Annotated in this window: 23 protein-coding genes, 1 pseudogene and 1 riboswitch; of the genes and pseudogenes, 20 read left to right on the top strand and 4 right to left on the bottom strand. The window is 48.3% G+C overall.

What is annotated here, in order from left to right:
* Positions 1 to 105 precede the first annotated feature (105 nt).
* On the bottom strand, positions 106 to 1,836 hold the full coding sequence (locus tag DW947_RS17885) for a YqiA/YcfP family alpha/beta fold hydrolase (RefSeq protein ID WP_119958578.1): 1,731 nt from the start codon (positions 1,834 to 1,836) through the stop codon (positions 106 to 108).
* Positions 1,837 to 2,680: 844 nt separating this feature from the next.
* Positions 2,681 to 3,913, bottom strand: coding sequence for a Cof-type HAD-IIB family hydrolase (locus tag DW947_RS17875; RefSeq protein WP_016272790.1), 1,233 nt, complete (start codon positions 3,911 to 3,913; stop codon positions 2,681 to 2,683).
* 100 nt (positions 3,914 to 4,013) lie between these two features.
* Positions 4,014 to 4,213, top strand: a riboswitch (cobalamin riboswitch).
* Between the two features lie 59 nt (positions 4,214 to 4,272).
* Between DW947_RS17875 and DW947_RS17870 the strand changes: the two genes are divergently transcribed.
* The 10 genes from DW947_RS17870 to DW947_RS17825 all read left to right on the top strand — a co-directional run bounded on the left by DW947_RS17870 (position 4,273) and on the right by DW947_RS17825 (position 16,182).
* The gene (locus DW947_RS17870) at positions 4,273 to 6,288 is read left to right on the top strand and encodes a TonB-dependent receptor plug domain-containing protein (protein ID WP_044468853.1); all 2,016 of its coding nucleotides are present in this window, start codon (positions 4,273 to 4,275) and stop codon (positions 6,286 to 6,288) included.
* 53 nt (positions 6,289 to 6,341) lie between these two features.
* Complete coding sequence (locus DW947_RS17865) at positions 6,342 to 7,460, top strand: YncE family protein (protein ID WP_016272788.1); 1,119 nt, start codon at positions 6,342 to 6,344, stop codon at positions 7,458 to 7,460.
* 5 nt (positions 7,461 to 7,465) lie between these two features.
* Complete coding sequence (locus DW947_RS17860; RefSeq protein ID WP_117963593.1) at positions 7,466 to 8,599, top strand: ABC transporter substrate-binding protein; 1,134 nt, start codon at positions 7,466 to 7,468, stop codon at positions 8,597 to 8,599.
* 81 nt (positions 8,600 to 8,680) lie between these two features.
* Complete coding sequence (locus DW947_RS17855; RefSeq protein WP_008665021.1) at positions 8,681 to 9,709, top strand: iron ABC transporter permease; 1,029 nt, start codon at positions 8,681 to 8,683, stop codon at positions 9,707 to 9,709.
* A gap of 233 nt (positions 9,710 to 9,942) precedes the next feature.
* The gene (locus tag DW947_RS17850; RefSeq protein ID WP_009038151.1) at positions 9,943 to 11,205 is read left to right on the top strand and encodes a carboxypeptidase-like regulatory domain-containing protein; all 1,263 of its coding nucleotides are present in this window, start codon (positions 9,943 to 9,945) and stop codon (positions 11,203 to 11,205) included.
* 51 nt (positions 11,206 to 11,256) lie between these two features.
* On the top strand, positions 11,257 to 11,808 hold the full coding sequence (locus DW947_RS17845; RefSeq protein ID WP_005831734.1) for an RNA polymerase sigma-70 factor: 552 nt from the start codon (positions 11,257 to 11,259) through the stop codon (positions 11,806 to 11,808).
* Positions 11,805 to 12,665 carry a FecR family protein gene (locus tag DW947_RS17840; RefSeq protein ID WP_009038153.1) on the top strand — a complete coding sequence of 287 codons (861 nt, stop codon included), beginning with the start codon at positions 11,805 to 11,807 and terminating at the stop codon, positions 12,663 to 12,665. The genes DW947_RS17845 and DW947_RS17840 overlap by 4 nt, the downstream gene beginning before the upstream one ends.
* A complete protein-coding gene (locus tag DW947_RS17835; RefSeq protein ID WP_005831730.1) occupies positions 12,662 to 14,215 on the top strand; it encodes a carboxypeptidase-like regulatory domain-containing protein in 1,554 nt (517 codons plus the stop codon). The genes DW947_RS17840 and DW947_RS17835 overlap by 4 nt, the downstream gene beginning before the upstream one ends.
* A gap of 119 nt (positions 14,216 to 14,334) precedes the next feature.
* Complete coding sequence (locus tag DW947_RS17830) at positions 14,335 to 14,511, top strand: DUF4250 domain-containing protein (RefSeq protein ID WP_005832662.1); 177 nt, start codon at positions 14,335 to 14,337, stop codon at positions 14,509 to 14,511.
* A gap of 72 nt (positions 14,512 to 14,583) precedes the next feature.
* The gene (locus DW947_RS17825; RefSeq protein WP_005831727.1) at positions 14,584 to 16,182 is read left to right on the top strand and encodes a ClC family H(+)/Cl(-) exchange transporter; all 1,599 of its coding nucleotides are present in this window, start codon (positions 14,584 to 14,586) and stop codon (positions 16,180 to 16,182) included.
* Here DW947_RS17825 and DW947_RS17820 read toward each other — a convergent pair.
* Positions 16,179 to 17,546, bottom strand: coding sequence for a TrpB-like pyridoxal phosphate-dependent enzyme (locus tag DW947_RS17820; protein ID WP_005831725.1), 1,368 nt, complete (start codon positions 17,544 to 17,546; stop codon positions 16,179 to 16,181). The two genes, DW947_RS17825 and DW947_RS17820, sit on opposite strands and share 4 nt — an antisense overlap.
* 133 nt (positions 17,547 to 17,679) lie before the next feature.
* Between DW947_RS17820 and DW947_RS17815 the strand changes: the two genes are divergently transcribed.
* Positions 17,680 to 19,509, top strand: a complete 1,830-nt coding sequence (locus tag DW947_RS17815; protein ID WP_005831722.1) for a TrkH family potassium uptake protein — start codon at positions 17,680 to 17,682, stop codon at positions 19,507 to 19,509.
* Between the two features lie 5 nt (positions 19,510 to 19,514).
* Positions 19,515 to 20,201, top strand: coding sequence for a potassium channel family protein (locus DW947_RS17810; RefSeq protein WP_005831720.1), 687 nt, complete (start codon positions 19,515 to 19,517; stop codon positions 20,199 to 20,201).
* Positions 20,202 to 20,252: 51 nt separating this feature from the next.
* Here DW947_RS17810 and DW947_RS17805 read toward each other — a convergent pair whose 3' ends face one another.
* Positions 20,253 to 21,761: a DUF3843 family protein gene (locus DW947_RS17805; RefSeq protein ID WP_229095576.1), complete on the bottom strand. Its 1,509-nt coding sequence runs from the start codon at positions 21,759 to 21,761 to the stop codon at positions 20,253 to 20,255.
* Positions 21,762 to 22,054: 293 nt separating this feature from the next.
* Here DW947_RS17805 and DW947_RS17800 point away from each other — a divergent pair, with 293 nt between their 5' ends.
* The 8 genes and pseudogenes from DW947_RS17800 to DW947_RS17765 all read left to right on the top strand — a co-directional run bounded on the left by DW947_RS17800 (position 22,055) and on the right by DW947_RS17765 (position 25,646).
* Complete coding sequence (locus DW947_RS17800; protein ID WP_057255663.1) at positions 22,055 to 22,675, top strand: DsbA family protein; 621 nt, start codon at positions 22,055 to 22,057, stop codon at positions 22,673 to 22,675.
* A gap of 304 nt (positions 22,676 to 22,979) precedes the next feature.
* Complete coding sequence (locus DW947_RS21650; RefSeq protein WP_165853744.1) at positions 22,980 to 23,135, top strand: hypothetical protein; 156 nt, start codon at positions 22,980 to 22,982, stop codon at positions 23,133 to 23,135.
* Between the two features lie 26 nt (positions 23,136 to 23,161).
* Positions 23,162 to 23,242: pseudogene (locus tag DW947_RS22125) on the top strand (hypothetical protein); the annotation flags it as partial.
* On the top strand, positions 23,217 to 23,402 hold the full coding sequence (locus DW947_RS17785) for a hypothetical protein (RefSeq protein WP_005831708.1): 186 nt from the start codon (positions 23,217 to 23,219) through the stop codon (positions 23,400 to 23,402). The pseudogene DW947_RS22125 and the gene DW947_RS17785, both read left to right, overlap by 26 nt.
* Positions 23,403 to 23,617: 215 nt before the next feature.
* Positions 23,618 to 24,097 (top strand): HU family DNA-binding protein, encoded by a 480-nt coding sequence (locus DW947_RS17780; protein WP_005831707.1) that lies wholly within the window; start codon positions 23,618 to 23,620, stop codon positions 24,095 to 24,097.
* 126 nt (positions 24,098 to 24,223) lie between these two features.
* Positions 24,224 to 24,451, top strand: coding sequence for a DUF4248 domain-containing protein (locus DW947_RS17775; RefSeq protein WP_005831704.1), 228 nt, complete (start codon positions 24,224 to 24,226; stop codon positions 24,449 to 24,451).
* Positions 24,452 to 24,587: 136 nt separating this feature from the next.
* The gene (locus tag DW947_RS17770; RefSeq protein ID WP_165859476.1) at positions 24,588 to 25,037 is read left to right on the top strand and encodes a DUF4890 domain-containing protein; all 450 of its coding nucleotides are present in this window, start codon (positions 24,588 to 24,590) and stop codon (positions 25,035 to 25,037) included.
* A 60-nt stretch (positions 25,038 to 25,097) separates the two neighbouring features.
* Entirely contained in the window at positions 25,098 to 25,646 is a 549-nt protein-coding gene (locus DW947_RS17765) for a DUF4738 domain-containing protein (RefSeq protein ID WP_005831701.1), read from the top strand.
* The last annotated feature ends 18 nt before the right edge of the window (positions 25,647 to 25,664 follow it).

Below are 25,664 nucleotides of genomic sequence, written 5' to 3'. Positions count from 1 at the left end.
AAATTGAATCGACCATCAGAAACCGGAACTTGGGATTTCTGACGGTCGATTCAATTATATACAAGTTGAGATGAAAATTTCAGAATTGAGAAAGAAAATGCAGAATTATCTGGAGATAATCTTTTCTATATCTTCCTTGATGGCATTCAGCACCTCGCTCACTGTTGCATTTTCCTGTATTTTCTTTGATTGATACAAAAAACGGTCACCATATTTATTATAGGTACGGGTTCCATCTTTGTGCTTCCTTGCTTCTATCTTTTTATTCGCATCTATACATATGGAGGGAAATTCAACAGCCTCATCATCGAATTGGAAGAATGATTGTGGGATTTTCTCATTTTTTGTATTTTCCCAATATTCTTCGTGCGTAGCAGGCTTTTCTCTTATCCATTCTATACCGCGGCAATACCTATCTCCTTGGAGTTGCACCAGTAAGATGTATTCATTGTGAATTTTCACTTTTGCTTCCAACAAACCTTGTCCGTGAGTAAAGCCCCAGTTTGTATAGACTTTATTCGAGTTAGTTTCCTTGCCTTTTATCTCCTCTATGTTTAATCCGGAAATAGTCTCTACGTTCAATAAATCTTTTAAATGCTGATTGAGCTTGACACATAGTTGCGAGTACCATATCTTGTCTTGCAAATCCCCAATCCGTAGTTCTTTGCAATACTCTTTGTTTGTCTTCGCTAACAAGAACGTGTCTCCTTCATTTACTTTCCAACTTTGAGCAAGAGTATGCAAACTCTGTATAAATAGACAATAATCTTCAATCAAAGCCCGATGGTATGGTTCTTCCACATTATTTTTTTTGTTCTTGCTTATGGTTATGGCTTCGTACAACTGCTTGTAACTGCAAATCTTCCATTTTCCTTCTTTTTCAATATCTTTCTTGTCTGGAAACTCTGTTGCCAGCGATAATAGTATCAAGTTATCTTCCGGCGTGGGTTTTAACTTAGCTGCATATTCATCCAACTGGTTTTTACGAGGAATGCTCTTTACTTTGTTCTCCAATACAAACGGGATATGCTCACCATTACACAGCTGTACGCATAGGTCTAAATTCAACAGTTCTCTTTTTACTTTCCATGCTTTGGATTTCCATTTTACACTACATCCTAATTCCTCGAATATTGCTATGAACAGGTCAGGGTATCGTTCTCCTATCCAAGACAGGAAATTGCTATGAAACAATTCCTTGGAGGACAATGACAAATTGAATAGCGGTGATGACAGGAGTTTTTCTTTTATCTCTTCTTTCATGATTTTATGTATTAGCGGTACAACAATATCTTTTGTAATCTCAAAGTTCAGCCGATGTTCTCCCTCGAACCATCTTGTATTGTCTTTTTTGTAATGGGCAATAAATTCATCATGCCCATGTACTAAAGTGTCGTTCTTTCCGAACAAGGCGTATGTATTGTTTTGGTCAAATGGTGAGAGGTCCTCAAATTGGCATTTTTCTATTGCTTGATAGGCATCACATAATTCGGATGTGATTTCGTACTGGGTTTTGCCGTCTTGCCGGGGATTTAGAAATTCATGGACACCAATCTGGGTGCGCATGAATTCGGAAACGTGAAAAGCCGGGTTGACCAGTATTTTGCGATAACCTCTGAGCTGTCCGGCAAACATGCCGCCCATGGATGTGCCGATGATTATATTCGGATGCTCTTTTTTACACAGAGAACGTAGCATATCAAGAGCTTCGTCTGGAAGAATGGGCAAGTCGGGAGACAAGATTTCATAATTCGGGCAGAACATCCGCAAATTCTTTGCTGTTGATGATGAGCCGGAAGATGACAAACCATGTATATACAATATTTTCTGTTTCATACAAATAGTTTTTTATTCAAATATATGCGCCAGAGCTGGAAAATTTCAAAGTAGTATCACTTTAACATATCTTTAACATAATGGTTGTCTATAGTTGATTTTCCTTTTCCCTTATCTCCCGAATCTTTTCCAGTCCCGGCATTTTCTTTGATAATGCACTCTCACCAGCAGGGAAGTAGGATTTTAAACAATACAATAAACGGATAGACCGTCCCTCAGATAAGGGCAAAACCGGAAGATTGTATAGGTAGAATCCGTGTATGCCCCATGCTTTTTATCACGGAGGTTTATGTAAAACCTTGTCCCGCGCACGTGGGCTCGTCGGTTCGCGCATGTGTGCCCGTCGGTTCACGCACGTAAACCGGCGAGCCCACGTACATGGGACGAAGCTTTGTAATAAGGTTTCGGGAATTATGCATCAAGCTTCTCTGCATTACACATAGGGCATCAAGGGAAAAAGTACCCGTGTTCGGGGAGCAAAAGCCACACTTCCGGCACTGTATGCAACGGGATTTCCCCCCTAAATGCAGTATTTGCACGAGGAAAGTGAAGAATAAGCCCCAAATCGGTGTTAATAGATGTTATTTTGATATGATTGAAAATTGGGTAAAAAAGCATTGCTAAGTTCTTACTATCAGATGATTAAGGCTGTAAATGAGAAGAAAAAGTAGTGCTGGCAACCGTTTTGCCAGCACTTGCCAGCACGGTTGCCAGCACTGCTGTAATGCCGATGAACAGGGCGATACAAGCAATCAGTGCTGCGTGCTGGCAAAATTGATGATTTTCAAAAACTGATGGCTGGCTTGAGCGGGGGGATTAACATGAACTATGTACTAGCAATGTTTCACCTTTTCTTTATAACACTATTCACCACCCGTATGGAGGAAACCAATTTGTTTGTCGAAGTAAATACATCCACATTCCAGATATGGGATGAACGTCCTTTGTGCAGGATAGTACCTACTGCCCTTACAGTATCTCCCTCGTGTGCAGAGGAAATGTGGTTTCCACTGACTTGCATTCCCACGACAATTTCGTCGGGTTCGCAGATTATCATGGAACCGAGTCCTGCGACGGTTTCGGCCAAAGCGAGGGTGGCACCGCCGTGCAAGATGCCGAAAGGTTGGCGGGTACGGTGGTCTACCGGCATGGTTGCTTCTACACGTTCTTCCGAAGCGTACGTATATTGGATGCCCAAGTTTCCCATCAATGCGTGGCGTGCCCGTTCGTTCAGCAAGTCGAGGGGAATCTCTGCCGCATGTACTTCTGCCAATATTAGTTTTTCTACGGCCAGAGCCACTCCATCTTCTGCATTCGATGTGGTCACATAGTCTGCACAGACTTTTACCGAGTCTTGTGAATGTCCCATAGCTACCCCCATGCCGGCCAATTGGAGCATGGTCACATCGCATACGCCATCTCCAATGGCGATGACTTCTTCCCGTTTTACTCCCAAATGTTCTAACAGGACGCCTAAGGTATTTGCTTTATCGACCCCGCAGGGCACTACTTCTAAGAAGTAAGGCTCGGAACGGAATGTGTCCAAAGTTCCGGCCAGACGCCTTTTCCAATGTTGTTCCAGCCCGACCAAAGCTTCCTCCTTATCGCTCACCAGCATACATTTGCATGGTGCAAAATCTATGGCAGTGGAGAATTCTTCTTCTCTGATTATTCTCAAGTTGTTCAGTTGGGCTTCATGCTTTATGTGTTCATTGTCCGGACTGTCTGTTATGATGTTGTCATCATGGTAGGTAAAGATGGCAAAGCCGTTCTTGCGGGCTTTCTTTTCCAGATAAGGCAGCATTTCCGGATTGATGCGGCGTTCAAACAGTATTTCTCCGTTCTGCGCCTTTATTATCTGGCAACCATTGTAGGAGAGTACGAATCCTCCATAATTACCTAGTTCAAGTACCTTGGCCAATGGCATCAGCCCGTAAGTCGGTCTGCCGGATGCCAAGACTATACGTACTCCCATTTGCTGTACCTTCAGCAAAGCTGCTAATGTTCTTTTACTGATTTCTCTTTCATCATTGAGTAGCGTTCCGTCTACATCAAGAACCAATAATTTATATTTCATGGCAACTCAATTTTGGGGTTATTATGTTACAAAGTTAGAAAAATGACTGTTAAAACGGTAATATTCGTTTTATTGTTTACTGAATTTTCTTTTATTTATTCTATCTTTGCCTGCGTTTTGTTCCGCATTCTCTATCCGGAGAAGCGGATGAAAAGGGAATCGGGTGAAAGTCCCGAACAGTCCCGCTGCTGTGAGTTCCATGTTCGGTGTATCATACTTGTGCCACTGTCTTTCAGAAAGGATGGGAAGGCGATACACCGGGAACGAGTCAGAAGACCTGCAAGACAAAGTCGAAAAATTGTCCATTCGAGGAAAGTGGGCAGTGCGCAAATGGTTTTAAGATAATCTTCAATTATTCTATGTCAGGAAGGACTAAGGTGCAATTGGCCTGTGCCGTTTTCTTGAGTGTAAGCATGTTCCGGCTCTCTGCCCAGGAAGTGGGGGGAGATACGATTACGGGGAAAGTGCATCAGATAGAGAAAGTGACAGTGACAGCACGTCGGTCACCCAACAAAGTAACTTCTGCCGTACCCGTACAGACTATGTCACAGCAGGACATCAGCCGGTTGGGAATACAGAATATGGCAGATGCCGTGCGGCGCTTTGCCGGTGCCAATGTCAAGGACTATGGAGGTATTGGAGGATTGAAAACGGTTTCCATCCGCAATATGGGGGCGGCTCATACGGCTGTCAGTTATGATGGGGTGGCGGTGAGCAACTGTCAGGCAGGGCAGATAGACATCGGACGTTTTTCATTGGACAATGTTTCCATGCTTTCGCTCGCCATCGGGCAGTCGGAGGACTTGTTGCAGTCTGCCCGCTTGTATGCATCGGCCGGTGTGCTGGGCATAGAGACGGAAAAGCCTCATTTTGACGATGGACGTAATGCCGCTTTCCAGGCACGGGTGCGTGGCGGTTCGTTCGGAATGGTCAGCCCCTCGCTGCGTTGGTGGCAGAAGTTGGGCGGTCGTACACGCGTGGCGGTAGATGCCGGTTATATGAGGGCGGACGGGAATTATCCTTTTACGCTGGTCAATGGCAAATATGTGACGGAAGAGAAACGTAATAACTCCGGCATCTATTCATGGCAGGGCGAAGCCACCCTTTATCATACGTTCAAGGATGGCGGTGAACTGGATGTGAAAGGCTACTACTTCTATTCCCGTCGGGGACTTCCGGGGGCGGTTACACTCTATAATCCTCTTTCCGATGAGACACTTTGGGATGAGAATACTTTTGTACAGGCACGTTATAGGAAGCATTTTTCGCCCCAATGGAGTTTGCAGGCGCAGGCAAAGTATAATCATGGCTGGAACAAGTATAAGGATGAAGGCAAGGAATATACCGACGGATATTATCGGGAAAATCACCGGCAAGACGAGTATTATATCTCCGCGACCGTTCTCTACCGTCCTCTGGAAACTTTGACCCTTTCGTTGGCGCAGGACGGAGTGATGAACAAGCTACGCAACAGCTTGCCGGAATGTCCTTTCCCCACAAGATATACTTCTATCAGTGCTTTCAATGCACGCTATCGGCAAGGATGGCTCACGGCCACCGCTTCGTTGGTGCATACCGCCACGTCGGAGCATACAGAGAAGGGTACGACTCCCGACGATTTCCATCGTTTTGCCCCTTCTCTGTCGGTCAGCATGCAGCCGTGGCAGGACGAGTCACTGTATCTCCGGCTGATGTATAAGAGTACGTTCCGTCTGCCCACTTTCAATGACCTCTATTACTACCGGCTGGGCAACCGCAATCTGCGGCCCGAGAAAGCGGACGAATATAATGTCGGTATCACATGGAGCAAATCCGGATGGGCTGTGTTCGATTATATTTCCTTTACGCTCGACGGTTACTACAACGATGTGACGGATAAGATTGTGGCTTTTCCCACCACCTATGCGTGGAAGATGGCAAACTACGGCAAGGTACATGCCGCAGGTGTGGATGCCACTTTGGCCGCCACTGTACCCTTGACAAAAAAAATAAAACTGGTTATGTCGGGCGGATATACGTGGCAGAAGGCCATTGACCTGACCGATGCCGATGCCAAGAACTATAAAGACCAATTGCCTTATACCCCTCTCCATAGCGGAAATGCGTCTGCCATTGTGGAAACGCCGTGGGTGAATGTGGGCTACTCGGTGGTGGGAGTGGGAAAACGCTACTATTTGTCGCAGAACCTTCCGGAGAATGAGATTGAGGGGTATTGGGAGCATACGATGAGCCTCTCTCATGAGTTTGCTTTGGGCAGTTGCCGACTCCGGTTGCAGGCTGAGATTATAAACCTGACCGATGAACAGTATGACGTGATAAAATATTATCCTATGCCGGGCCGTTCGTGGCGGCTGACGGGGACCTTTAAGTTTTGAGTCAGCCATTTATAAACAATAAGAAATAATTATAAACAATAACAACAGTGATTATGAAAGTAAGAAGTTTATTATTCGGTATGCTCTGCATGCTTGCTTTGGGTGCCTCTTTGGTATCTTGTAGTGACGACGACGATGATTCTCTGGATGATGACGGGTCGAAGGTGACACTGCCGCAGACGCGTGTCTATATTCTGAACGAAGGCTCTCAAGGGGCCAACAATGCAGGACTTGCCTTTTATGCACCCAATAAGGATGCGGATTTTATCAGTGATATCTACAAGACCCAAAACAATGCCAAGTTGGGTGACCTTGGTCAGAGCATGATTGAGTATGAAGATGAAATATATATAGCCGTTTATGGCTCTAATTATCTGACCAAGCTGAATGCTGCAGGTGTGGAGTTGAAACGTGTTTCGTTCGTAGGCGACAACGACCTCAGTGCTGGTATTCGCTATATAGATGCTGAGGATGGGTATATCTATGCTTCCTTTTGGGGAGGAGCAGTGGCTAAAATCAATGCGACAACGTTGGAGGTAGTGGATAAATTGACCGGACTTGGTGACAATCTGGAAGGTGTGGCAATCTGTGAGGACATGCTTTATGTTTCGAATAGTTGTACTGCTGACTATACTTATCACAATGATGTTAAAGTGATAGACTTGCGAACATTCACACTAAAGGAAACATTGACAGTGGCTTCCAATCCCAATACACAAATGCTGGAAGAGGACGACAAAGTGTTCCTCATTTCTGATGATTATTCTTCTGCAGAGGGCTATGTGCTGCAGATGATTGAGCCGGCCAAAGGCAACAAGGTTACCAAGATAGGCAATGCCACTTATATGGCTGCCAATAATGATATATTGTATCTGGTGAATTCAATGACGGACTGGAGTACTAAACCGGTTACAACTGTCAACACTTTCTTTACTTACAACATCAAGACGGGACAGATGAATAATGCTTCTTTCCTGAAAGATGCTCCTGCTGAACTTGTATCGAGTACATTGCATATGTTGACAATAAACGACAATAACGGTGATATTTATATCAGTACTTCCGATTTCATTACGAACGGTACCATCTACCGTTTCAAGAAAGACGGTACGTTCATAGAAAAGTTCGATGCAGGAGGTGTCAATCCTAATTCCGCTGTTTTCTTTAATTAATGTCGATGAAAAGGAACAGCTTTCTTATCTGCATACTCGCAGTCTTGCTTCTTTTCTCCTGCGGGGGAAGGGGCAAGACTGCCTCTGCTTTGCCCGACGGTGACACCATTCCCTTACGTTATGCGGAGAACCTTACCTTAGTGTCCTATCCCGACTATACCCTTGCCACCCTGCGCAATCCCTGGGATACGTTGCACACGCTGCATACCTATATCCTGGTTCCTAAAGACCGTGAACTCCCGGCACATCTTCCGGAAGGTACCGTGGTGCGTACCCCGCTCTCCAAATCGGTCATTTACTCTTCCGTACATTGCGGGTTGATGGATAATCTGGGCGTGTTCAGTAGTATCGGCGGCGTTTGCGACCTGAAGTACATTAAGCTGCCGGCCGTGCACGAGGCCTGCCGCCGGGGCACCATCGCCGATTGTGGCGACGGTATGAATCCCGATATGGAGCGCATCATCGACCTGCATCCCGATGCCATCCTTCTGTCTCCGTTCGAGAACAGTGGCGGTTATGGCCGTATCGAGAAACTGGATATTCCCATCATCGAATGTGCCGACTACATGGAAACCTCCGCTTTGGGACGTGCCGAGTGGATGTGTTTTTACGGGCTGCTCTTCGGGGCTGCGCCACAAGCTGACAGTCTGTTTGCCGAGGTGGATAGCTGCTACCGGCGCCTCAAGATGCGTGCAAAGCTTTCCTCCACCTCACTGTCCATTGTCAGCGAGATGAAAAGTGGTTCGGCATGGTACGCTCCGGGAGGGCGTAGCACTATAGGAAGGCTTTTTCAGGATGCTTGCGGGCGTTACGCTTTTGCCGACGATACCCACAGCGGTTCTGTTCCTCTGGCTTTCGAGACCATTTTCGACAAGGCGGGCGATGCCGACGTCTGGCTGGTGAAGTACAACCGCGACCGCGACATGAGCTATGCTGATTTGGAGGCGGATTATATCGGCTACACCGGTTTTAAGGCTTTCAAGACCCGGAATGTCTATGGTTGTAATACGGCAAAAGTTCCTTTCTACGAGGAGACTCCGTTCCGTCCCGATTATTTGTTATCCGATCTGATACAGATTCTGCATCCCGAAATAGGAGATTTGGGAGGCTTGCGCTATTTTTGCAGACTGAAGGAGTGATGAACACAGAGATACGGAACTTTTGTGAAAGTAATAGAAAACTCTGTGCCTCCATGTCTCTGTGTGCTAAATAATGTAACTATGAGTAAAGGCTGGAAATATGGTATCGGGTTGGGAGTAGTAATCTTATTGCTTTTTGCGGGCAATCTGCTGGTGGGGTCGGTTTCGATTCCGCCTGCCGATGTTTTCCGTATCCTGCTCGGTGGAGAGGGGGAGAAGGCAAGCTGGAGCTTCATTCTTTGGGAATCCCGTTTGCCCCAAGCGCTGACGGCGCTGCTTTGCGGTGGCGCATTGGCTGTCTGTGGACTGATGTTGCAGACGGCTTTCAAGAATCCGCTGGCAGGACCATCCATTCTGGGCATCAACGCCGGGGCAAGTCTGGGAGTGGCCTTCGTCATGTTGCTGTTTGGCGGCAGCATCACGGCAGGGGCGTTCAGTCTGTCCGGCTTCTTCTCCGTACTGCTTGGCGCATTTATCGGAGCCATGCTGATTATGGCACTTATCCTTTTCTTTTCCACGCTGATAAAGAGCAATATCATGCTGCTGATAACGGGTATCATGATAGGCTACATCGCTTCTTCGGCCATTGCCCTGCTGAACTTCTTTGCTACGGCAGAGGGGGTGCAGTCCTATATGATATGGGGGCTGGGCAACTTCGGTGGAGTTTCCCTACAGCAGATGCCGGCCTTTGCGCTGGTCACCATTGTGGGACTGTTCGGCTCATTATTGTTGATAAAGCCCCTGAACGCCTTGTTGCTGGGAGAGCGCTATGCCGAAAATCTAGGTGTCAATATCCGCCGTGTGCGCAACTGGCTTTTGATTATCACCGGGCTCTTGACGGCTGTCACCACCGCTTTCTGTGGTCCGGTCGCCTTTATTGGCCTGGCCGTGCCGCATGTGGCCCGCATGATATTGGGGACAACCAATCACAATTCCCTATTGCCGGTCACTATCCTGAGTGGCGGTGCAGTGGCACTGCTTTGCAATCTGATTTGCGTCTTGCCCGGCGAAGCGGGTATTATTCCCTTGAATGCCGTCACGCCCATTATCGGTGCGCCGGTCATCATCTACGTTATTCTGAGCCAGCGGAAGCCCCAACAATTCAACTAAGCTATTGCCGACAGCTTGACAAGTTTTTGCCTTACTATTGGCAAGACTTTGCCACCGCGTTGGCAAACTTTTGCCATAGGCATGGCAACGTTTTGCCAAACCTATGGCAATGTCTTGGCAAAATTTCTCTCTGATTATCAACGTGCTACTTTTTTTGTATTTTTCTCTCCATTCTATAGGGTTTTATCTTCCTCACCGCTCTTATTAATAGAAACCCCTTAAAAACATGCCTTATGAAAAACTTTGTAGGATTTACACTTGGGTGTTTGTTTGCATTCTTATCTTCGGGTATCACCCCGTTGATGGCGCAGGACGCGGCAGTGAACGAGCTCGTCATCACCGGTACGGTCAAGAACAAGGACAGCAGGAAGAAACTCGAAAACGTGAACGTCTCTGTTGTCGGCAACAATATCGGAACGGTGACCAATGCCGACGGCACATTCTCCTTGAAAGTAGCGGAAGCGGAAGCTTTCCGTGGACTGGAAGTCTCCCATATCGGCTATCTCACTACACACCTCTCTCTGGAAGAACTTGAAAAAACGGGCGAGCTGACCATCTGGATGATACCGGCCCCCAATCTTTTGAGCGAGATTGTGGTCTATGGCAATAATCCCCGCGTCATAGTGGAAGAGGCCATCAAGAAAATTCCAGTAAATTATTCTGGCAATGACAACATGCTGACCGCCTTCTATCGGGAAACCGTGCAGAAGCGCCGCCGCTATATCAGCGTGTCCGAGGCAGTGATGGATGTCTATAAGACGGATTATAACTCCCGCGATGTAGACCGCGACAAGGTGCAGCTGCTGAAAGGCCGCCGCCTGCTGAGCCAAAAGCAGAGTGACACGCTGGCTGTGAAAGTGGTGGGAGGTCCCAATTTGTCCCTTTATCTGGACATTGTGAAGAATGGCGATGCGCTGTTGAGCACGGACAATCTGGACTATTATGAATTCCGTATGGAGGACCCCGTCAATTTGGATAACCGCATGCAGTATGTGGTCAGCTTCCGTCCGCGGGTCAGCCTGATGTATGCCTTGTTCATCGGGAAACTGTATATAGACTACGAACGGCTTTCCTTTACACGTGCCGAGTTTGGCCTGGACATGGCAAATCGGGTGAAGGCAGTGGAGGCCATTCTGCATAAGAAGCCCGTCGGCTTACGGTTCCGCCCGCAGGAAGTCACCTATCTGGTGACCTACAAGCAGCAGGGGGCCAAGACTTACCTGAACTATATACGGAATGTCATCCGCTTTAAATGCGACTGGAAAAAAAGGCTGTTCTCCTCCAGCTACACCGCTTTCTCTGAAATGGTGGTGACCGACAGGACGGAAAGCCCTCTCTCCGGCATCTCCAACAAGAACACCTTCAAACGGAAGCAGGTATTCTACGACCTGGTGGATGAGTACTGGAACGAAGACTTCTGGAGGAACTACAATATCATAGAACCTACGGAATCCCTGGAGAATGCAGTCAGCAAATTGCGGAAACAATCCAATTGATTATCTGATAGTTTTCCTTATATTTGGAGCAACCGAGAAAAAACACCGTGTATGCTGGACGAACTGATGATACTGGCCAGAATAAAGGAGGGCGATATAAAGGCGTTCGAAGGAATCTTCCGCCGGTATTATTCCCCTCTTTGCTGGTATGCTGCGGGCATCACGGGTGATACGGCGTCTGCCGAGGAAATTGTGGAGGAGCTGTTCTACGTGCTGTGGAAGAACCGGGAGCGGTTACAAGTATTCCAGTCCGTGAAAAGCTATCTCTACCGTTCTGTGAGGAATGAAGCCGTGCAGTTTTGTGAGCATCAGGAGGTCAAGGAGCGCTATCGGGCATCTGTCCGTACGGAGTCCGGGCCGGGCTATTCGTCCGACCCCCACGCGCATTTGGAGTACGAGGAACTACGGACTCTCATCCGGCATACGCTCGACAAGCAGCCCCGGCGCCGGCAGCAGATTTTCAGGATGCACCGCATGGAGGGGAAGAAATATGCAGAGATTGCCTTGTCGCTTTCGTTGTCCGTCAAGACGGTGGAAGCGGAAATGACCAAGGTACTCCGAACCTTACGAAATGAAATTGATAATTATATCCGGACACAATGATGGAAGTAGATAAAAAGAAGACAAGGACCGACGAGGCATGGGTACGGCTTTATGCCCGCTTCGAAACGGACTGCCTGCTGCCGGCAGATGCGGAACATGCTCCGGCAATGCACCGCAGGCTTTACCTCAAGTGGGGGAGCGTTGCGGCAGCCGTGATTGCCGGAATCGTATGTTTTGCCGCATGGTGGGCCGTACCGGAACAAGGTGGGGACAGTCGTAGCTTGCTGACGGAGGAGAACCGGGAGAAGCCCACACTGGTCAAGACCCTTGAAGACGGTTCGGTGGTATATCTGGCGCAGGAAAGCACGCTGAAGTATCCCGAACATTTTGCGGAAGACAAGCGGGAAGTGAACCTGCAGGGTGAAGCCTTCTTCGATGTGGCAAAGAAACCCGAGCAGGCTTTTACGATTGAGACGGCGAGGGTGCGTGTGGAGGTACTGGGCACGGCTTTCAATGTCAGGAGCAATGAAGGGCTCCCCTTCAGCTTGTCCGTGAAGCGCGGGAAGGTGAAGGTGCTGCTGAAACAAGAGGAACAGACGGTCTTTGTAGAGGCGGGAGAAACGGTTATCTTGCAGGGGGGCAGTCTGCTCGTCAGCGAGACGGAGAATCCGGAGCTCTTTGACCGCTACACCAGCAACATCCGTTTCAAGGACGAGTGCCTGGAGGATGTGCTGCGTGCCATCAATAAGGAGTCTGCCGGCTGGCAGATAGAAGCCGCGTCGCCAACCCTGGGCAAACGGCGGCTGACGGTCGAATTTTCGAATAACTCCCCGGAGTCTGTGGCCGAGCTGATATGCTGGACGTTCGACTTGAAGTGTACACGTCAGGGCAATAGACTGATATTGTCGGAACAATGAATTCAATGAAATGCTTCATTCTCCATTTGCCACTCTTCATTTTCTTCCTGGCAGGCAGTGCAAGAGCGGACGGAGGCGATGTGCTGGACCGCATCGTCCGGCTGCCTGGAATGAAGGGAACGGTTTATGCGCTGTTGGGGAAAGTCTCGGAGCAGTCCGGCTATCTGTTTATCTATGATAGTAAGGTCATCCATAACGACTCAGTGGTGAGGGTCAGGAAGCAGGAGTGTTCCGTGAGGCAGGCCATTCATAGGATAACCGGCAGCCGGAACCTCGAATTGAAGGTATTAGGCAACCATATATTGATAACACGGGCGGCAGAAAGGAAGAGTATGGAAGAAACGGTACCCCTGCCGCCCCGACCGGCATATTCCACCATTGCCGGAATCCTGCTGGACAAGGAGACGGGAGAGCCCGTCGTCAGTGCGTCGGTCATCGCACAAGGAACCTCACTGGGTAACATTACCAACCAGAACGGTGAATTCCGGCTCAACCTGCCCGACTCGTTGAGGCGCTGCATGCTCTCCTTCTCCCATCTGGGTTATGTGGGGCAAACGGTGGAAGCCTCTGCTTTGGAAGGACGCAGCAATGTCCTGAGCCTTGAGCCGAAAGTCATTTCCTTGCAAGAAGTGCTTATCCGCTTGGTGGAGCCTAAAAAGCTGCTTCGCGAGATGATAGAGCACCGGGATAGGAACTGCTCCACTTCTCCGGTCTATCTGACCACCTTCTACCGGGAAGGTGTACAACTGAAGAACAAGTTCCAGAGCCTGACGGAGGCCGTTTTCAAGGTCTACAAATCACCGACGATGGAACCCGGGCAGAAAGACCAGGTGAAACTGCTCAAGATGAGCAAGATAGATAACCGGGAGCAGACGGACAGTGTGCTTGCCAAAATCAGCTCCGGGGTGGAGGCATGTCTGCAGTTGGACATCATGAAGAATCTTCCAGACTTCCTCTTGCTGGAATCCGGCGAGGAACTTTATACCTATACTTCGGGCGACATCGTATCGGTGGACGACCGTACTGCCAACGTCGTCTATTTTGAGCAGAAACGTGGGGTAAAGGAGCCTTTGTTCTGCGGAGAACTCTATATAGACTCGGAGAACAGCGCCTTGCTGCGTGCCCGCTTCGAAATTCATCCCCGGTATGTGAAGGCCGCCACACGGCTTTTCGTGATACGCCAGGCTCCGAAAATCAGGCTGACAACGGAGAAACTTGTCTATACCGTCTCATACAAACCCTGGAACGGTACCTATTATGTCCACCACATCCGTGGCGACCTTTACTTCAAGATGAAGAGAAAACGCATGCTCTTCAGTAATCCCACTCTGTATACCTGGTTCGAGATGGTGACCTGCCGGATTGACGGGGAGAACGTGACGCGCTTCCCGCGTGCGGAACGGTTGCCGGTGCATACCGTCTTCTCTGAAACCGACTTCAAGTATGACGCCGATTTCTGGGGCGACTTCAATGTGATTCCGCTGGAAGAGGAGCTTGGAAAGATTATCGAGAAGGTCTCCCTGAAGATAGAGCAGACGGAAGCTCCGTAAACATGGCCCTCAATCGTTTGCGGTGGGTAGGTTGTATATTCTACACTAAAATTATCTCTATTTTGTTTTTTTATTGTAATTTTGTCCCCGGTATTAGTTTAAATTTAAAGATTGTAACTATGAGATTACCTGAGGACCCGGTGATGCTGTACAGCTTCATCAACATGAAACTGCGTGATTTCTATCCTTCGCTGGACGCGCTCTGCGAGGATATGAACGTAGAGAAAGAGGACATTGTACGAAAATTGAAGCTCGTGGGATTTGAGTATAATCCTGCAAAGAACAGATTTTGGTAAATAATGTTTCTGTATAAAACAACTCCCGTTGCTTGTTGTTGTAAAGCGCAAGTTAACGGGAGTTGTTTTGTTATGGAACTATGGGATAAGGCAGAACGTCTTTGGACGAGGGTCAAGAACTGGAAAACAGTACGCGGCTGGCACATCTGGAAGTTGAAGCTGGTGGATGCCCGGTTGTATTTCGTCAGCATGTTCGTCGGTTTGCTGACGGGACTGGTCGCTGTGCCCTATCACTATCTTCTCTATTATCTGTTCCACCTCCGCAGTGTTTTTTTCGCTTCGCATCCGGCCTGGTACTGGCACATTCCACTCTTTCTGTTTTCTTGGGGCATTCTCGTCTTCGTCATGTGGCTCGTGGGGAAAATGCCGCTTATCGGCGGGGGAGGTATTCCGCAGACACGCGGCGTGATTAACGGGCGCATCACTTACCGGCATCCTTTCATCGAGATGGTATCCAAGTTCGTAGGGGGCATTTTGTCCTTCTCGGCGGGGCTGTCTTTGGGGCGCGAAGGGCCTTCCGTGCAGATAGGCTCCTATGTGGGTAGCCTGGTATCCCGCTGGACCCATATCCTGAAAGGCGAACAGAAACAGTTGCTGGCAGCCGGAGCGGGAGCGGGGCTCGCTGCGGCTTTTGCAGCGCCACTGGCTTCCTCGCTCATTGTAATAGAATCCATTGAACGCTTCGATGCCCCTAAGACGGCCATCACTACCTTGCTGGCGGGTGTTGTGGCAGGAGCCGTGGCAAGCATGGTCTTTCCCGTGAATCCTTACCATCTGATAGAGGTAACGGAACCGGTTTTCGCCTTCTTTGTCCAGGTGAAGTATTTCTTGATATTGGCGGTGATTGTCTCCGTATGCGGGAAGTTCTACTCCTCCACCATGAATGCTTTCAGGCATGTGTATGCCAAAGTCAATTCTCCGGCGTATGTCAAGATGTTATATCTGGTGCTGGTGGCCTACATCATTTCGCTGATGCAGGTCAATCTGACCGGAGGCGGGGAGCAGTTTCTGCTGGCCCAGGCACAGAATGGCAGTACGCAGATTATGTGGGTGACGGCCGTCATGTTGTTGCATTTTGTCTTTTCAGTTTTCTCTGTCTCTTCCGGATTGCCGGGCGGCAGTTTCATTCCGACGCTGGTTACGGGAGGGTTGTTGGGGCAGATTGTCGGTCTGGTAGGAGTGAGGTACGGTGTCATCGGGCAAGAGAATGTCAGTTATATCATGCTTGTTTCCATGTCGGCTTTTCTGGTGGCCGTGGTCCGTACACCGCTCACGGCCATTGTGCTGATTACGGAGATTACGGGGCATTTTGAGGTCTTTTACCCTTCGGTGGTTGTTGGTGGGTTGACCTACTATTTTACGGAACTTCTGCAAATGAAGCCTTCCAACGTCTCCCTCTATGAAGATATGATTCATGCTCCCGATTTTAAAGAAGAGAAACGCTATACGCTTTCAGTGGAGATTATGACGGATTCTTATCTGGACGGGAAACTGGTGGACGAACTGTCCCTGCCGGAGCGTTGCGTCATTATCAATGTACATCGGGATGGAAAAAATCTGGTCCCCGCAGGAACTCGTTTGATTCCGGGGGACCAGGTACAGATTGAGATGGACTCGCAGGACATAGAGAAACTCTATGAACCGCTTGTCAGTATGGCGAATATCTATTAAGCCAGATTGCCTATCTCGTCCAGATTCTTCTGGATGTCGGCATCCGTCAGCTCGTAATTCACTAAATCGCCGGACAAATACTTGTCGTAGGATGCCATGTCGATAAGTCCGTGACCGGAAAGGTTGAACAGAATCACCTTCTCTTCACCCGTTTCCTTGCATTTGTTTGCTTCGCGGATGGTGGCGGCAATGGCATGGCAGGACTCGGGGGCGGGGATGATGCCCTCTGCTTGCGCAAACAGACAACCGGCGTCGAATGATTCGAGCTGCTTGATGTCCACCGCTTCCATATAACCGTCTTTCAGCAGTTGTGATACGATGACACCTGCACCGTGATAGCGTAGGCCGCCGGCATGGATATTGGCAGGGGCAAAGTTGTGTCCCAGTGTAAACATGGGCAGCAACGGAGTGTATCCGGCCTCGTCTCCGAAGTCGTATTGGAATTTGCCGCGTGTCAGCTTCGGACATGAAGCAGGTTCGGCGGCGACAAAGCGTGTTTTCTTTCCTTCGAGGATGTTGTGGCGCATGAAGGGGAAGGCGATACCGCCAAAGTTGGAACCTCCTCCGAAGCAGGCGATGACGGTGTCGGGATATTCACCCGCCATTTCCATCTGCTTTTCGGCTTCCAGTCCGATGACGGTCTGGTGCAGGGCCACGTGGCTCAATACGGAGCCGAGGGTATATTTGCAGTTGGGAGTGGTCTGTGCCAGCTCTATGGCTTCGGAAATGGCTGTTCCCAGCGAGCCCTGATAGTTGGGATGGGCGGTCAGTATATCTTTTCCGGCGCGGGTAGACATGGAGGGAGACGGGGTAACCTGCGCACCGAATGTCTGCATGATGCTGCGGCGGTAGGGCTTTTGCTCGTAACTGATTTTTACCTGATAGACAGCGGCTTCCAGTCCGAAGAGGCGGGCGGCATATGCCAGGGAAGCTCCCCATTGTCCGGCACCGGTTTCGGTGGTCACGTTAGTCACTCCCTCCTGCTTGCAATAGTATGCCTGCGGGATGGCGGAGTTCAGCTTGTGCGAGCCCATCGGGCTGACGCTCTCGTTCTTGAAGTAGATATGTGCCGGTGTGCCGAGCGCTTTCTCCAATCCATAAGCGCGCACCAGCGGAGTGCTGCGGTAGTATTTGTACATTTCGCGGACCTCTTCGGGGATTTCAATCCACGTGTCGGTCTGATTCAGTTCCTGGCGGCAGAGTTCCTCGGCAAAGATAGGATACAAGTCTTCTGCTTTCAGCGGTTGCTTGGTGCCGGGGTGAAGCGGTGGCATGGGCTTGTTCACCATATCGGCTTGTATGTTATACCAGTACTGTGGGATTTCCTCTTCCGGGAGAATGAATCTTTTCTTTTTGTTGCTCATAGTGGTTAAAATTATTAATAATTCAATGCCCAAATGTAGCTATTATTTTTGAACCAATTTCTTTTTCCTTTTGTTTTTTGTATATCAAGGTATATTTGTCTAAGTTTGCCGCGTTTCATTAATCGATGCATTTATGAAGATTTATCATAAATTCCTTTTGTATCAAAATAAATGGATTCACCCTTACGTACGGATGACAGTGGGAGTAATGACTTCCATCACTTATTTGGCCTCCATCCTGCTGATTGTCGGCGTGGTCTATGAGCATGGCTTTACGATTTCAGAGGTCGAGGCGCATCAGCTCCAACGCTTGTACCATGGGGTGTGGATTGTTTTTCTGGTAGATGTCACCCTTCGCATTTTGCTGGAATACAAGGATACCCGGCGCACGTTCAGTAAGCTCACCTGGATACTGACCATTCTGCTCTATCTGACCCTTATTCCGGTCATTTTCCATCGTCCGGAGGAGGAGGGCGCCATCTTGCAGTTCTGGGAATTTCTGCATGGCAAGGCCTATCATCTTGTCCTGCTGCTGGTGTTTTCCTTTTTCAGCCTTTCCAACGGGCTGGTACGGTTGTTGGGGCGGCGTACGAACCCTTCGCTTATTCTGGCTGCAAGTTTCCTGATAATCATAATGATAGGCACGGGGCTGTTGATGTTGCCGCGCTGCACGATGAACGGCATATCGTGGGTCGACTCGCTGTTCATATCCACCAGTGCGGTGTGCGTCACGGGGCTGACGTCTGTCGATGTGGCGTCCACTTTTACCCCGACCGGTTTTGTGGTAATCATTCTGCTGATTCAGATAGGCGGTCTGGGAGTGATGACACTGACGAGCTTCTTTGCCATGTTCTTCATGGGTAATACCTCGTTGTACAATCAGTTGGTGGTGCGCGACATGGTGAGTTCCAATTCCTTGAATTCCTTGCTCTCCACCCTGGTCTATATTCTGGCCTTTACGCTGGTGATTGAAGGAATAGGGATGCTTGCTATCTGGGGAGACATCCACGGGACGATGGGGATGGACCTTCAGGAAGAGCTGGCCTTTTCCGCTTTTCATGCCATTTCCGCTTTCTGCAATGCGGGATTCTCCACGTTGCCCGGAAATCTGGGTAATCCGTTGGTGATGACGGGGCACAATCCGTTCTTCATCTATATATCTCTGCTGATTATTTTGGGGGGTATCGGTTTCCCCATACTGGTGAATTTCAAGGATATTATTCTTTACCATCTGCGTCGTCTGTGGCACTTTCTGCGTACGTGGCATTGGGACGGCAAGCGTTTTTACCATCTGTACAACCTGAATACAAAGATTGTACTGATAGTCACCTTCCTGCTACTGGTACTGGGCACGGTGGGCATTGCTGTCTTTGAGTGGAATGCCTCCTTCGCCGGCATGTCGGTGGCAGACAAGTGGACGCAGGCGTTTTTCAATGCCACGTGTCCCCGTACGGCAGGCTTTACCAGTGTGGACTTGGCAGGCTTGGGGGTACAGACATTGCTTATATATCTGTTTCTGATGTGGGTGGGAGGCGGTTCACAGTCTACGGCAGGCGGTATCAAGGTAAATGCCTTTGCGGTAGTGGTGCTGAATCTGGTGGCTGTGTTGCGCGGCACGGAACGGGTAGAGGTGTTTGGCCGTGAGCTGTCACACGATTCTATCCGTCGTTCCAATGCCACGGTGGTGATGTCGTTCGGCGTCTTGTTGCTGTTTATTTTCATCATCAGCATTCTGGAGCCGGGTACGTCGCTTTTGGCCATTACCTTCGAGTGTGTGTCGGCATTGAGCACGGTGGGGTCCAGTTTGAACCTTACCCCGCGGTTGGGAGACGACAGCAAGCTGCTGGTGGCACTGCTGATGTTTGTGGGGCGTGTGGGACTAATTACGCTGATGCTTGGCATCATCAAGCAGAAGAAGCATACGAAGTATCAGTATCCGAGTGGTCAGATTATAATCAATTAAATAAGATGAAGTATATTATTATCGGTTTAGGGAATTATGGTCACGTGCTGGCAGAAGAGCTTTCTGCACTGGGGCACGAAGTGATAGGTGCGGACGTGAGCGTCGGCCGGGTGGATAGTCTGAAGGAAAAGATTGCCACAGCCTTTGTCATCGACGCTACGGACGAGCAGGCCTTGTCCGTATTGCCGCTGAACAGTGTGGATGTGGTGATTGTTGCCATCGGCGAGAATTTCGGTGCATCCATCCGTGTAGTGGCTTTGCTGAAGCAGAAGAAGGTGCAGCATATCTATGCCCGCGCCATTGACGCTGTCCACCGTTCCGTGCTCGAGGCCTTTGAGCTGGAACGCATTCTTACTCCCGAGGAGGATGCCGCACGCGGACTGGTACAGTTGCTGGAATTCGGTGCCGATATGGAGACCTTCCGCGTGGCACCGGATTATTATGTAGTCAAGTTCACCGTTCCGGACAAGTTCATTGGCTATTATGCCAATGAATTGAATCTCGATAAGGAGTTTGGCCTGAAGATGCTCGCCTTGAAACGTGCCGAGACTTTGAAGAATTGCCTGGGCGTCTCGTATGTGGAACACAATGTACTGAACGAACTGCCGGAAAATGACCAGATACAAGCCGGCGACCAGTTAGTGTGCTACGGACGGTATAAGGATTTCCAGAAGTTCTGGAAAGCACTATGATAATTGGTAGTTGGAAATGTGTCAAAAGTGGTATTCACCCCCCATTTTCAACTAATCAAAGTCTTTCTCCCGACACCGATAATGGAAATAATCAGTCAGGAAGTGTGCATTCTTGCGTATGAACTCTTGCCCGTATTCTTTTCTTTGCAAACTGTTCAGATAAGCATCCGGAAGCATGCCTTCGTCTTGCAGGATGCAACTCAATTGGTAGGGGATAATGTCTGGGTTGACGATGAACATAATGGCGTTTTTCTCTGCTTCCTCCTTATTATAATTGGGGTTGTCCGGAGATTTGATGCATTCGCACAGCTTGAATTGGATATGTAGGCCGGTGTGCGGGTTGGCCATCAGCATGGCTCCGTTTTCCGTATTTATGCGTGGTATGTCCAGGCCTTCTTTCAAATTGTAGTCCATCTTGTTCAGCAGAAAATCAGAAATCTCCTCTTGCGATTGGCAGAATACAAAAGATTTCCCGCCGGATGCTTTTATGAAATCATGGAATGCAGCCTTTTCATTCGTCTTTTCTTTCTGTTTCGTCAAGTCGTCCACATATTCCGCCATTTTCTGGTTGTACTTGTTCTCGAGAAGCATGCCGCACTGCCACCATGCGTTGCCAAAATAAATCAGTTCGCAGATAAGGGTGCTTTTCCCTGCCTCTCGGCTACGGATGGCCGAAAGGTTCAAGGACTTCTTGGTTATCTTGAATTCGCCTTCGTCCTCACTGCACAAATCTTTGACGTACAGAAATTCATCGTCTTCTTTCTCCAGCAGATAGCAACTGTTTTCCCGTGCCTTCACCTTGCCCCAAAGCTGATGTTCGGGATGGGCTTTTCCGATGAGAGCCAGCCATTCCGGTGAGGTCAGCGACAGCAGGTTGCGGCGGCCTTTGAACGTCAGTGAGGTGCGTGTGGCATATATGAGGGTCTCTGCCATTTCGGGAGTAATCTTTTCATCATCCAGCAACCGTTCAGCTTCGTCCCGGCATTGGGCGACATTTTCGATGTTGAAGTAGCATTGGTAGTGAAACCAATCCAGTATCTCCCGGTAGCGGAAGAAGTCTTCTTCTCCCATGGCAGAGTGGTATAGAAATTCCTGCATCCTTTCATTTTCGGGAGCGGTTTCGTATTCCTCTGCAAGCAGTCCGTATATCTCTTGTGCAGTCTGCTCTATTCCGGGATTCTCGGGGTTGATGGCGCTTATTCCCCGGCACAGATATTGTATATGGTGCCAAAGCAGAAAGCGTATGTCCTCCAGATTGATTTCATCCGGAAAATAATCGCCTTTGATGGGGTAGAAGGGCAGATAGGCTCCGTATCGCTTCCGGCACTCGGCAGTGAATGCCTGCCAGATGCCGGTCTGGGAGATGACGTCCTCAAACCATGCGGCGAGGCAGAGGCTTGTATAGCGTATGTTTTCCTCTTCTTCGAAGGCGTCGGCTATCGTTGAAGAGTAAAGTCTTTTGTGGATTTCGTTTGCAATGCCGACGTAGTACTGGTCAACGCTGTTTGTCTGCTTGTACGGATGCAGTTCCAACCATTTTTTGGGATATATTTTCTTCATGACTCTAAAGTGAGTTTGGTGTGTATTTTTTATATGTTTCATTTCCAGCGTAAAGATATGTTTTTTATGGGAATTTTCTTGTTTTTCCTCCTTTCGATTAGTATATTTGTATGCTACTATTAAATCGTTCCATCGTGTGGAAAAAATCGTTCTACCATGGTGGAACGATTTTTCTTCCGTGGTGGAATGATATTTTCTCCATGGTGGAATGATTAAAGAATAGCATTTCTTCTCCTTAATGCCGTGGAAGAAGAAATGACGGAATTGCAGGACCATTTAAAAACAGAATATATATGAGTGCGTATTACGACCTTTTCGAGAAACCCGACGTCCGCCAGACCGGCGAGCAACAATCCCTTTATGCCCGCTTTGTCCCCAAGGGCACCATCGACCGCAAGGAATTTATAGAGCGTGTACATCTTTTCACCGGTCTCAGCCGCAGCCTGCTGGAAGGAGCGATGGCAGGCTTTATGGATGAGTTGCGCGACTGCCTTGCCAATGGCTGGACGGTGGAGCTGGGCGAACTGGGTTACTTCACCCCCTCTTTGAGTTGTACCCGCCAGGCGACGGACAAGAAAGAGCTTCGTGCTGCCTCCATCGCTTTGCGCGGGTTGAATTTCCGTCTGGGCAGGGAGTTCTATAAGGATTTGAAAGGTAAGATGCAGTTGGAGCGTTGTCCGCAATCGGCATCGGTGCCTGCTTCGTCTGCCGATGAGGCGTTGGGCGTGGAGCAGCGCTGGCAGTTGCTGGATGAGTATTTGCAGCAGTATCCCTGCATCAATCGCTCCCAGTATGCACGGCTGGCAGGACGTAGTTATAAGCAGGCTGTTGTCGATTTGAATAGGTTTATAGAAGAAGGGGTGCTGATGAGGCATGGGATGGGGCCGAGTGTGGTGTATGCCAGAAAGAGGTAAAATTCAAGATGTGTATTTGTATCCGAATCGAAATGCAAAGGACATATCCCGTGAGCTCAATATGGATAAAGGGCTGTTATTCCGCATATTGAAAAAGCTGGAGGCAAATCATTCTCGACACCCCCAAGAATACGGACAGAGCACATCTGTTTTATGAGAAAGCCGGATTCAAGAAAATAGAGAAAGAAGAACTCCCCATCGAATACGATTATCCGTATGATGACAGTGACTTCTTCTGCCTGACCTTGAACGGATACCAATAAATTTACGGTTATTAGAAATTTAATCGGATAAATTAAGATTTATGGAGATACATAAAGTCCATTCTGTTTTTTTCAGTGCTACATTTACTACCAAAGCCATCGTGCAGGGTATCGTCAAGCAGCTGCACGCCGATAATATCCAACATGACATTACGAGTAATGTTTTAATCCCCCGGTTTGAGATTGGGACGCAATGAATTGTTGGTCGTAGGCGTGTCGTCCTATTCAGGAAGAGTGCCCGACACGTGCCATTGCGTCGGAGAACCCCATAAAGACAGATGAAAGTCAATGTATTTCATGTGGAAGGTGCATTGCCCTATGTCCTGTCGGCTCACGAAACTACCACTATCCATTTTTCGGAAAAAAGAGTTTGGAGTTTGCAAGCGCAAATTCAGAGAGAAAAGAACCTGAACTTTTTTACGCTGTCAATTAAAGATGCCGTAAAGGATAAAAACAATGTATGATTAAGGAATAAAATTTCTTAGTCATTGTCTATCAGTTCCTTTCTTTTTCTCCAATATCCTTTTTTATCCTACGAAAACCTCCTTAAACCTCCGTTAAAGCACCACCCCGTTTTCTGCCCGTTGTATCTTTGCATCGTGGTCACAAAGAAACTGGTTTTGCAGACTGACGAGCGAACAAGACCGACTTTTATTAATCAACTTAAAATTAAAAAACTATGGCTTTGAATTATGAAGTAAAAAAGAGAGTATTCGGTTTTGACGAGACAAAAACGGAAAAGTACGTGGCGCAGATGAAAACTTTGGGTGTGGTAGGTTTTAAGGATTTATGCGACGAGGTTTCCAAGATAGGCATGGCGCCTCGCGGTGTGGTGAAGTTGGTGCTGGACGGATTGATCGACACCTTGAATATGGATATCAACAAGGGATTTTCAGTACAGCTGGGTGAGTTCGGCTGTTTCCGTCCCGGCATCAATGCCAAGAGCCAGGACAAACTGGAAGACGTGACGGCAAGCACGATTTATCGCCGCAAGATTATCTTCACCCCGGGCTTCTACTTTAGGGACATGCTGACCCGCGCCAGCGTAGAGAAGATGGATTGGTCGGGCAACGGCACCGTTTCTGGCGGGGGTAGCTCCAAACCAAATCCGGATGGCGGCGGTTCCGATGGCGACCAGGGAGAAAATCCGTTAGGATAAACATTCTGTAAATAAGGAGAATATGAACTTTCTCAGAAAAAGGTTCATATTCTCCTTGAAATACTTGACTTCGCCTTTTGAATATCGTATCTTTACATCAATCATTTAAAAATCAGACAAACTGCTATGGAAACAGAAAATGGCTTTCGTATCACGACTTATAAAAAGAAAGATTTGGCATGCCTCTATTGCCCCAATGCTACTGCACGTTGCGCCATCCGCACCCTGACGCGGTGGATAAAACGGAATCATGAACTGTATGAAGCCTTGGCGCATACCGGGTACAATGTAAGGACACGGACATTCATGCCGAAGCAGGTGAGTCTTATCGTACAGTATCTGGACGAACCTTAATATTCTTTTCAACCTCATTTATTATGTTAAAGCGGGAAGTTGCGGTTAAACTTCCCGCTTTTGTTTTTGTCATAGATACGTTGCAACACAATAGGTATAACTAACATAAGGTATTAATTAAAAAAAGAGAAAAATGATGAAAAGAATAGTTCTGATATGGATGGCCGCCTTCCTGATGGGTGGCATGGCAATGGCACAACATGCCCGCCACAGTGATAAAATGCCCGAACCGAAAGTCCGTGCCGAGCGCATGACGGAACGGATGGTGAAAGAGTACTCCTTGAACGATACGCAGAAACAACAACTGCTGGAGGCAAATCTGGCATTGGTTGAGAAAATGGGAGATATGCCGATACATCGTGCCAAAGCACACAAGCATCATAAGAGAGATGGCAAGCGCCATCAATTGACGGATGAGCAACGCGCGCAGAAAAAAGCGGAGATGGAAAAGAAGCGTGAAGAGATGAAGACTGCCCGTATTGCTTATGATTCACAACTCCGGAAGATTATGACGGAAGAACAATATGCTGCATACAGCAAGAAAGTGCAGGATAGAAAAGCAAAAATGGAATCTAAAAGAAAATAAATTTTCTATTGCATTCAATTTGTACTATTTTTGTCCGGTCAACTACTAAAAAACAGAACGATGAAGAATATAGTCTATATTTTAGTGTGTGCATCGGTCATCTTCTTCACTGCTTGTTCGTCTCAAGACAAGAATAAGAAAGACGGTACGCAGGTATTGATGCAGGATAGTACAGAAATTGCCGGCCCACAGCGCATGCAGGTGTCTGATGTAAAAACATCCTTTACGTATAAGGGAAAAGAGTATCAGTCTTCTGTAGTGCGCCGGCCGGATGAATCTCTGCCGATAGTGAAAAACGAGCAGGGGGAGAAATTTGTGGATAACCGTATCACCTTGCGCATCACGTGCGGCGGGAAGCAGGTGGTGGATAAAGTGTTCACCAAAGATAATTTTGCTTCGTTGGTGGATGCCAAGTTCATGAAGTACTCTATTCTTGAGGGGCTGGTCTATGACAAGACCACTCCGCAAGGAATCATATACGCGGCCAGCGTCTGCTATCCGCAATCCGACCTTTATGTTCCCATCAGACTGACCATTACGGCTGACGGGAAAATCTCCATGGCAAAAGAAGAACTGATGGAGGACTATCAGACAGACAGCATTGATTAGTGGATAGTTTTCCAGATT

It is taken from the genome of Bacteroides sp. AM44-19 (genome assembly GCF_003603395.1).
In the GTDB taxonomy this organism is placed as follows: domain Bacteria; phylum Bacteroidota; class Bacteroidia; order Bacteroidales; family Bacteroidaceae; genus Bacteroides; species Bacteroides uniformis.
The sequence above is the reverse complement of the archived record's forward strand: the minus strand, read 5'-3'. Positions and strand labels throughout refer to the sequence as shown.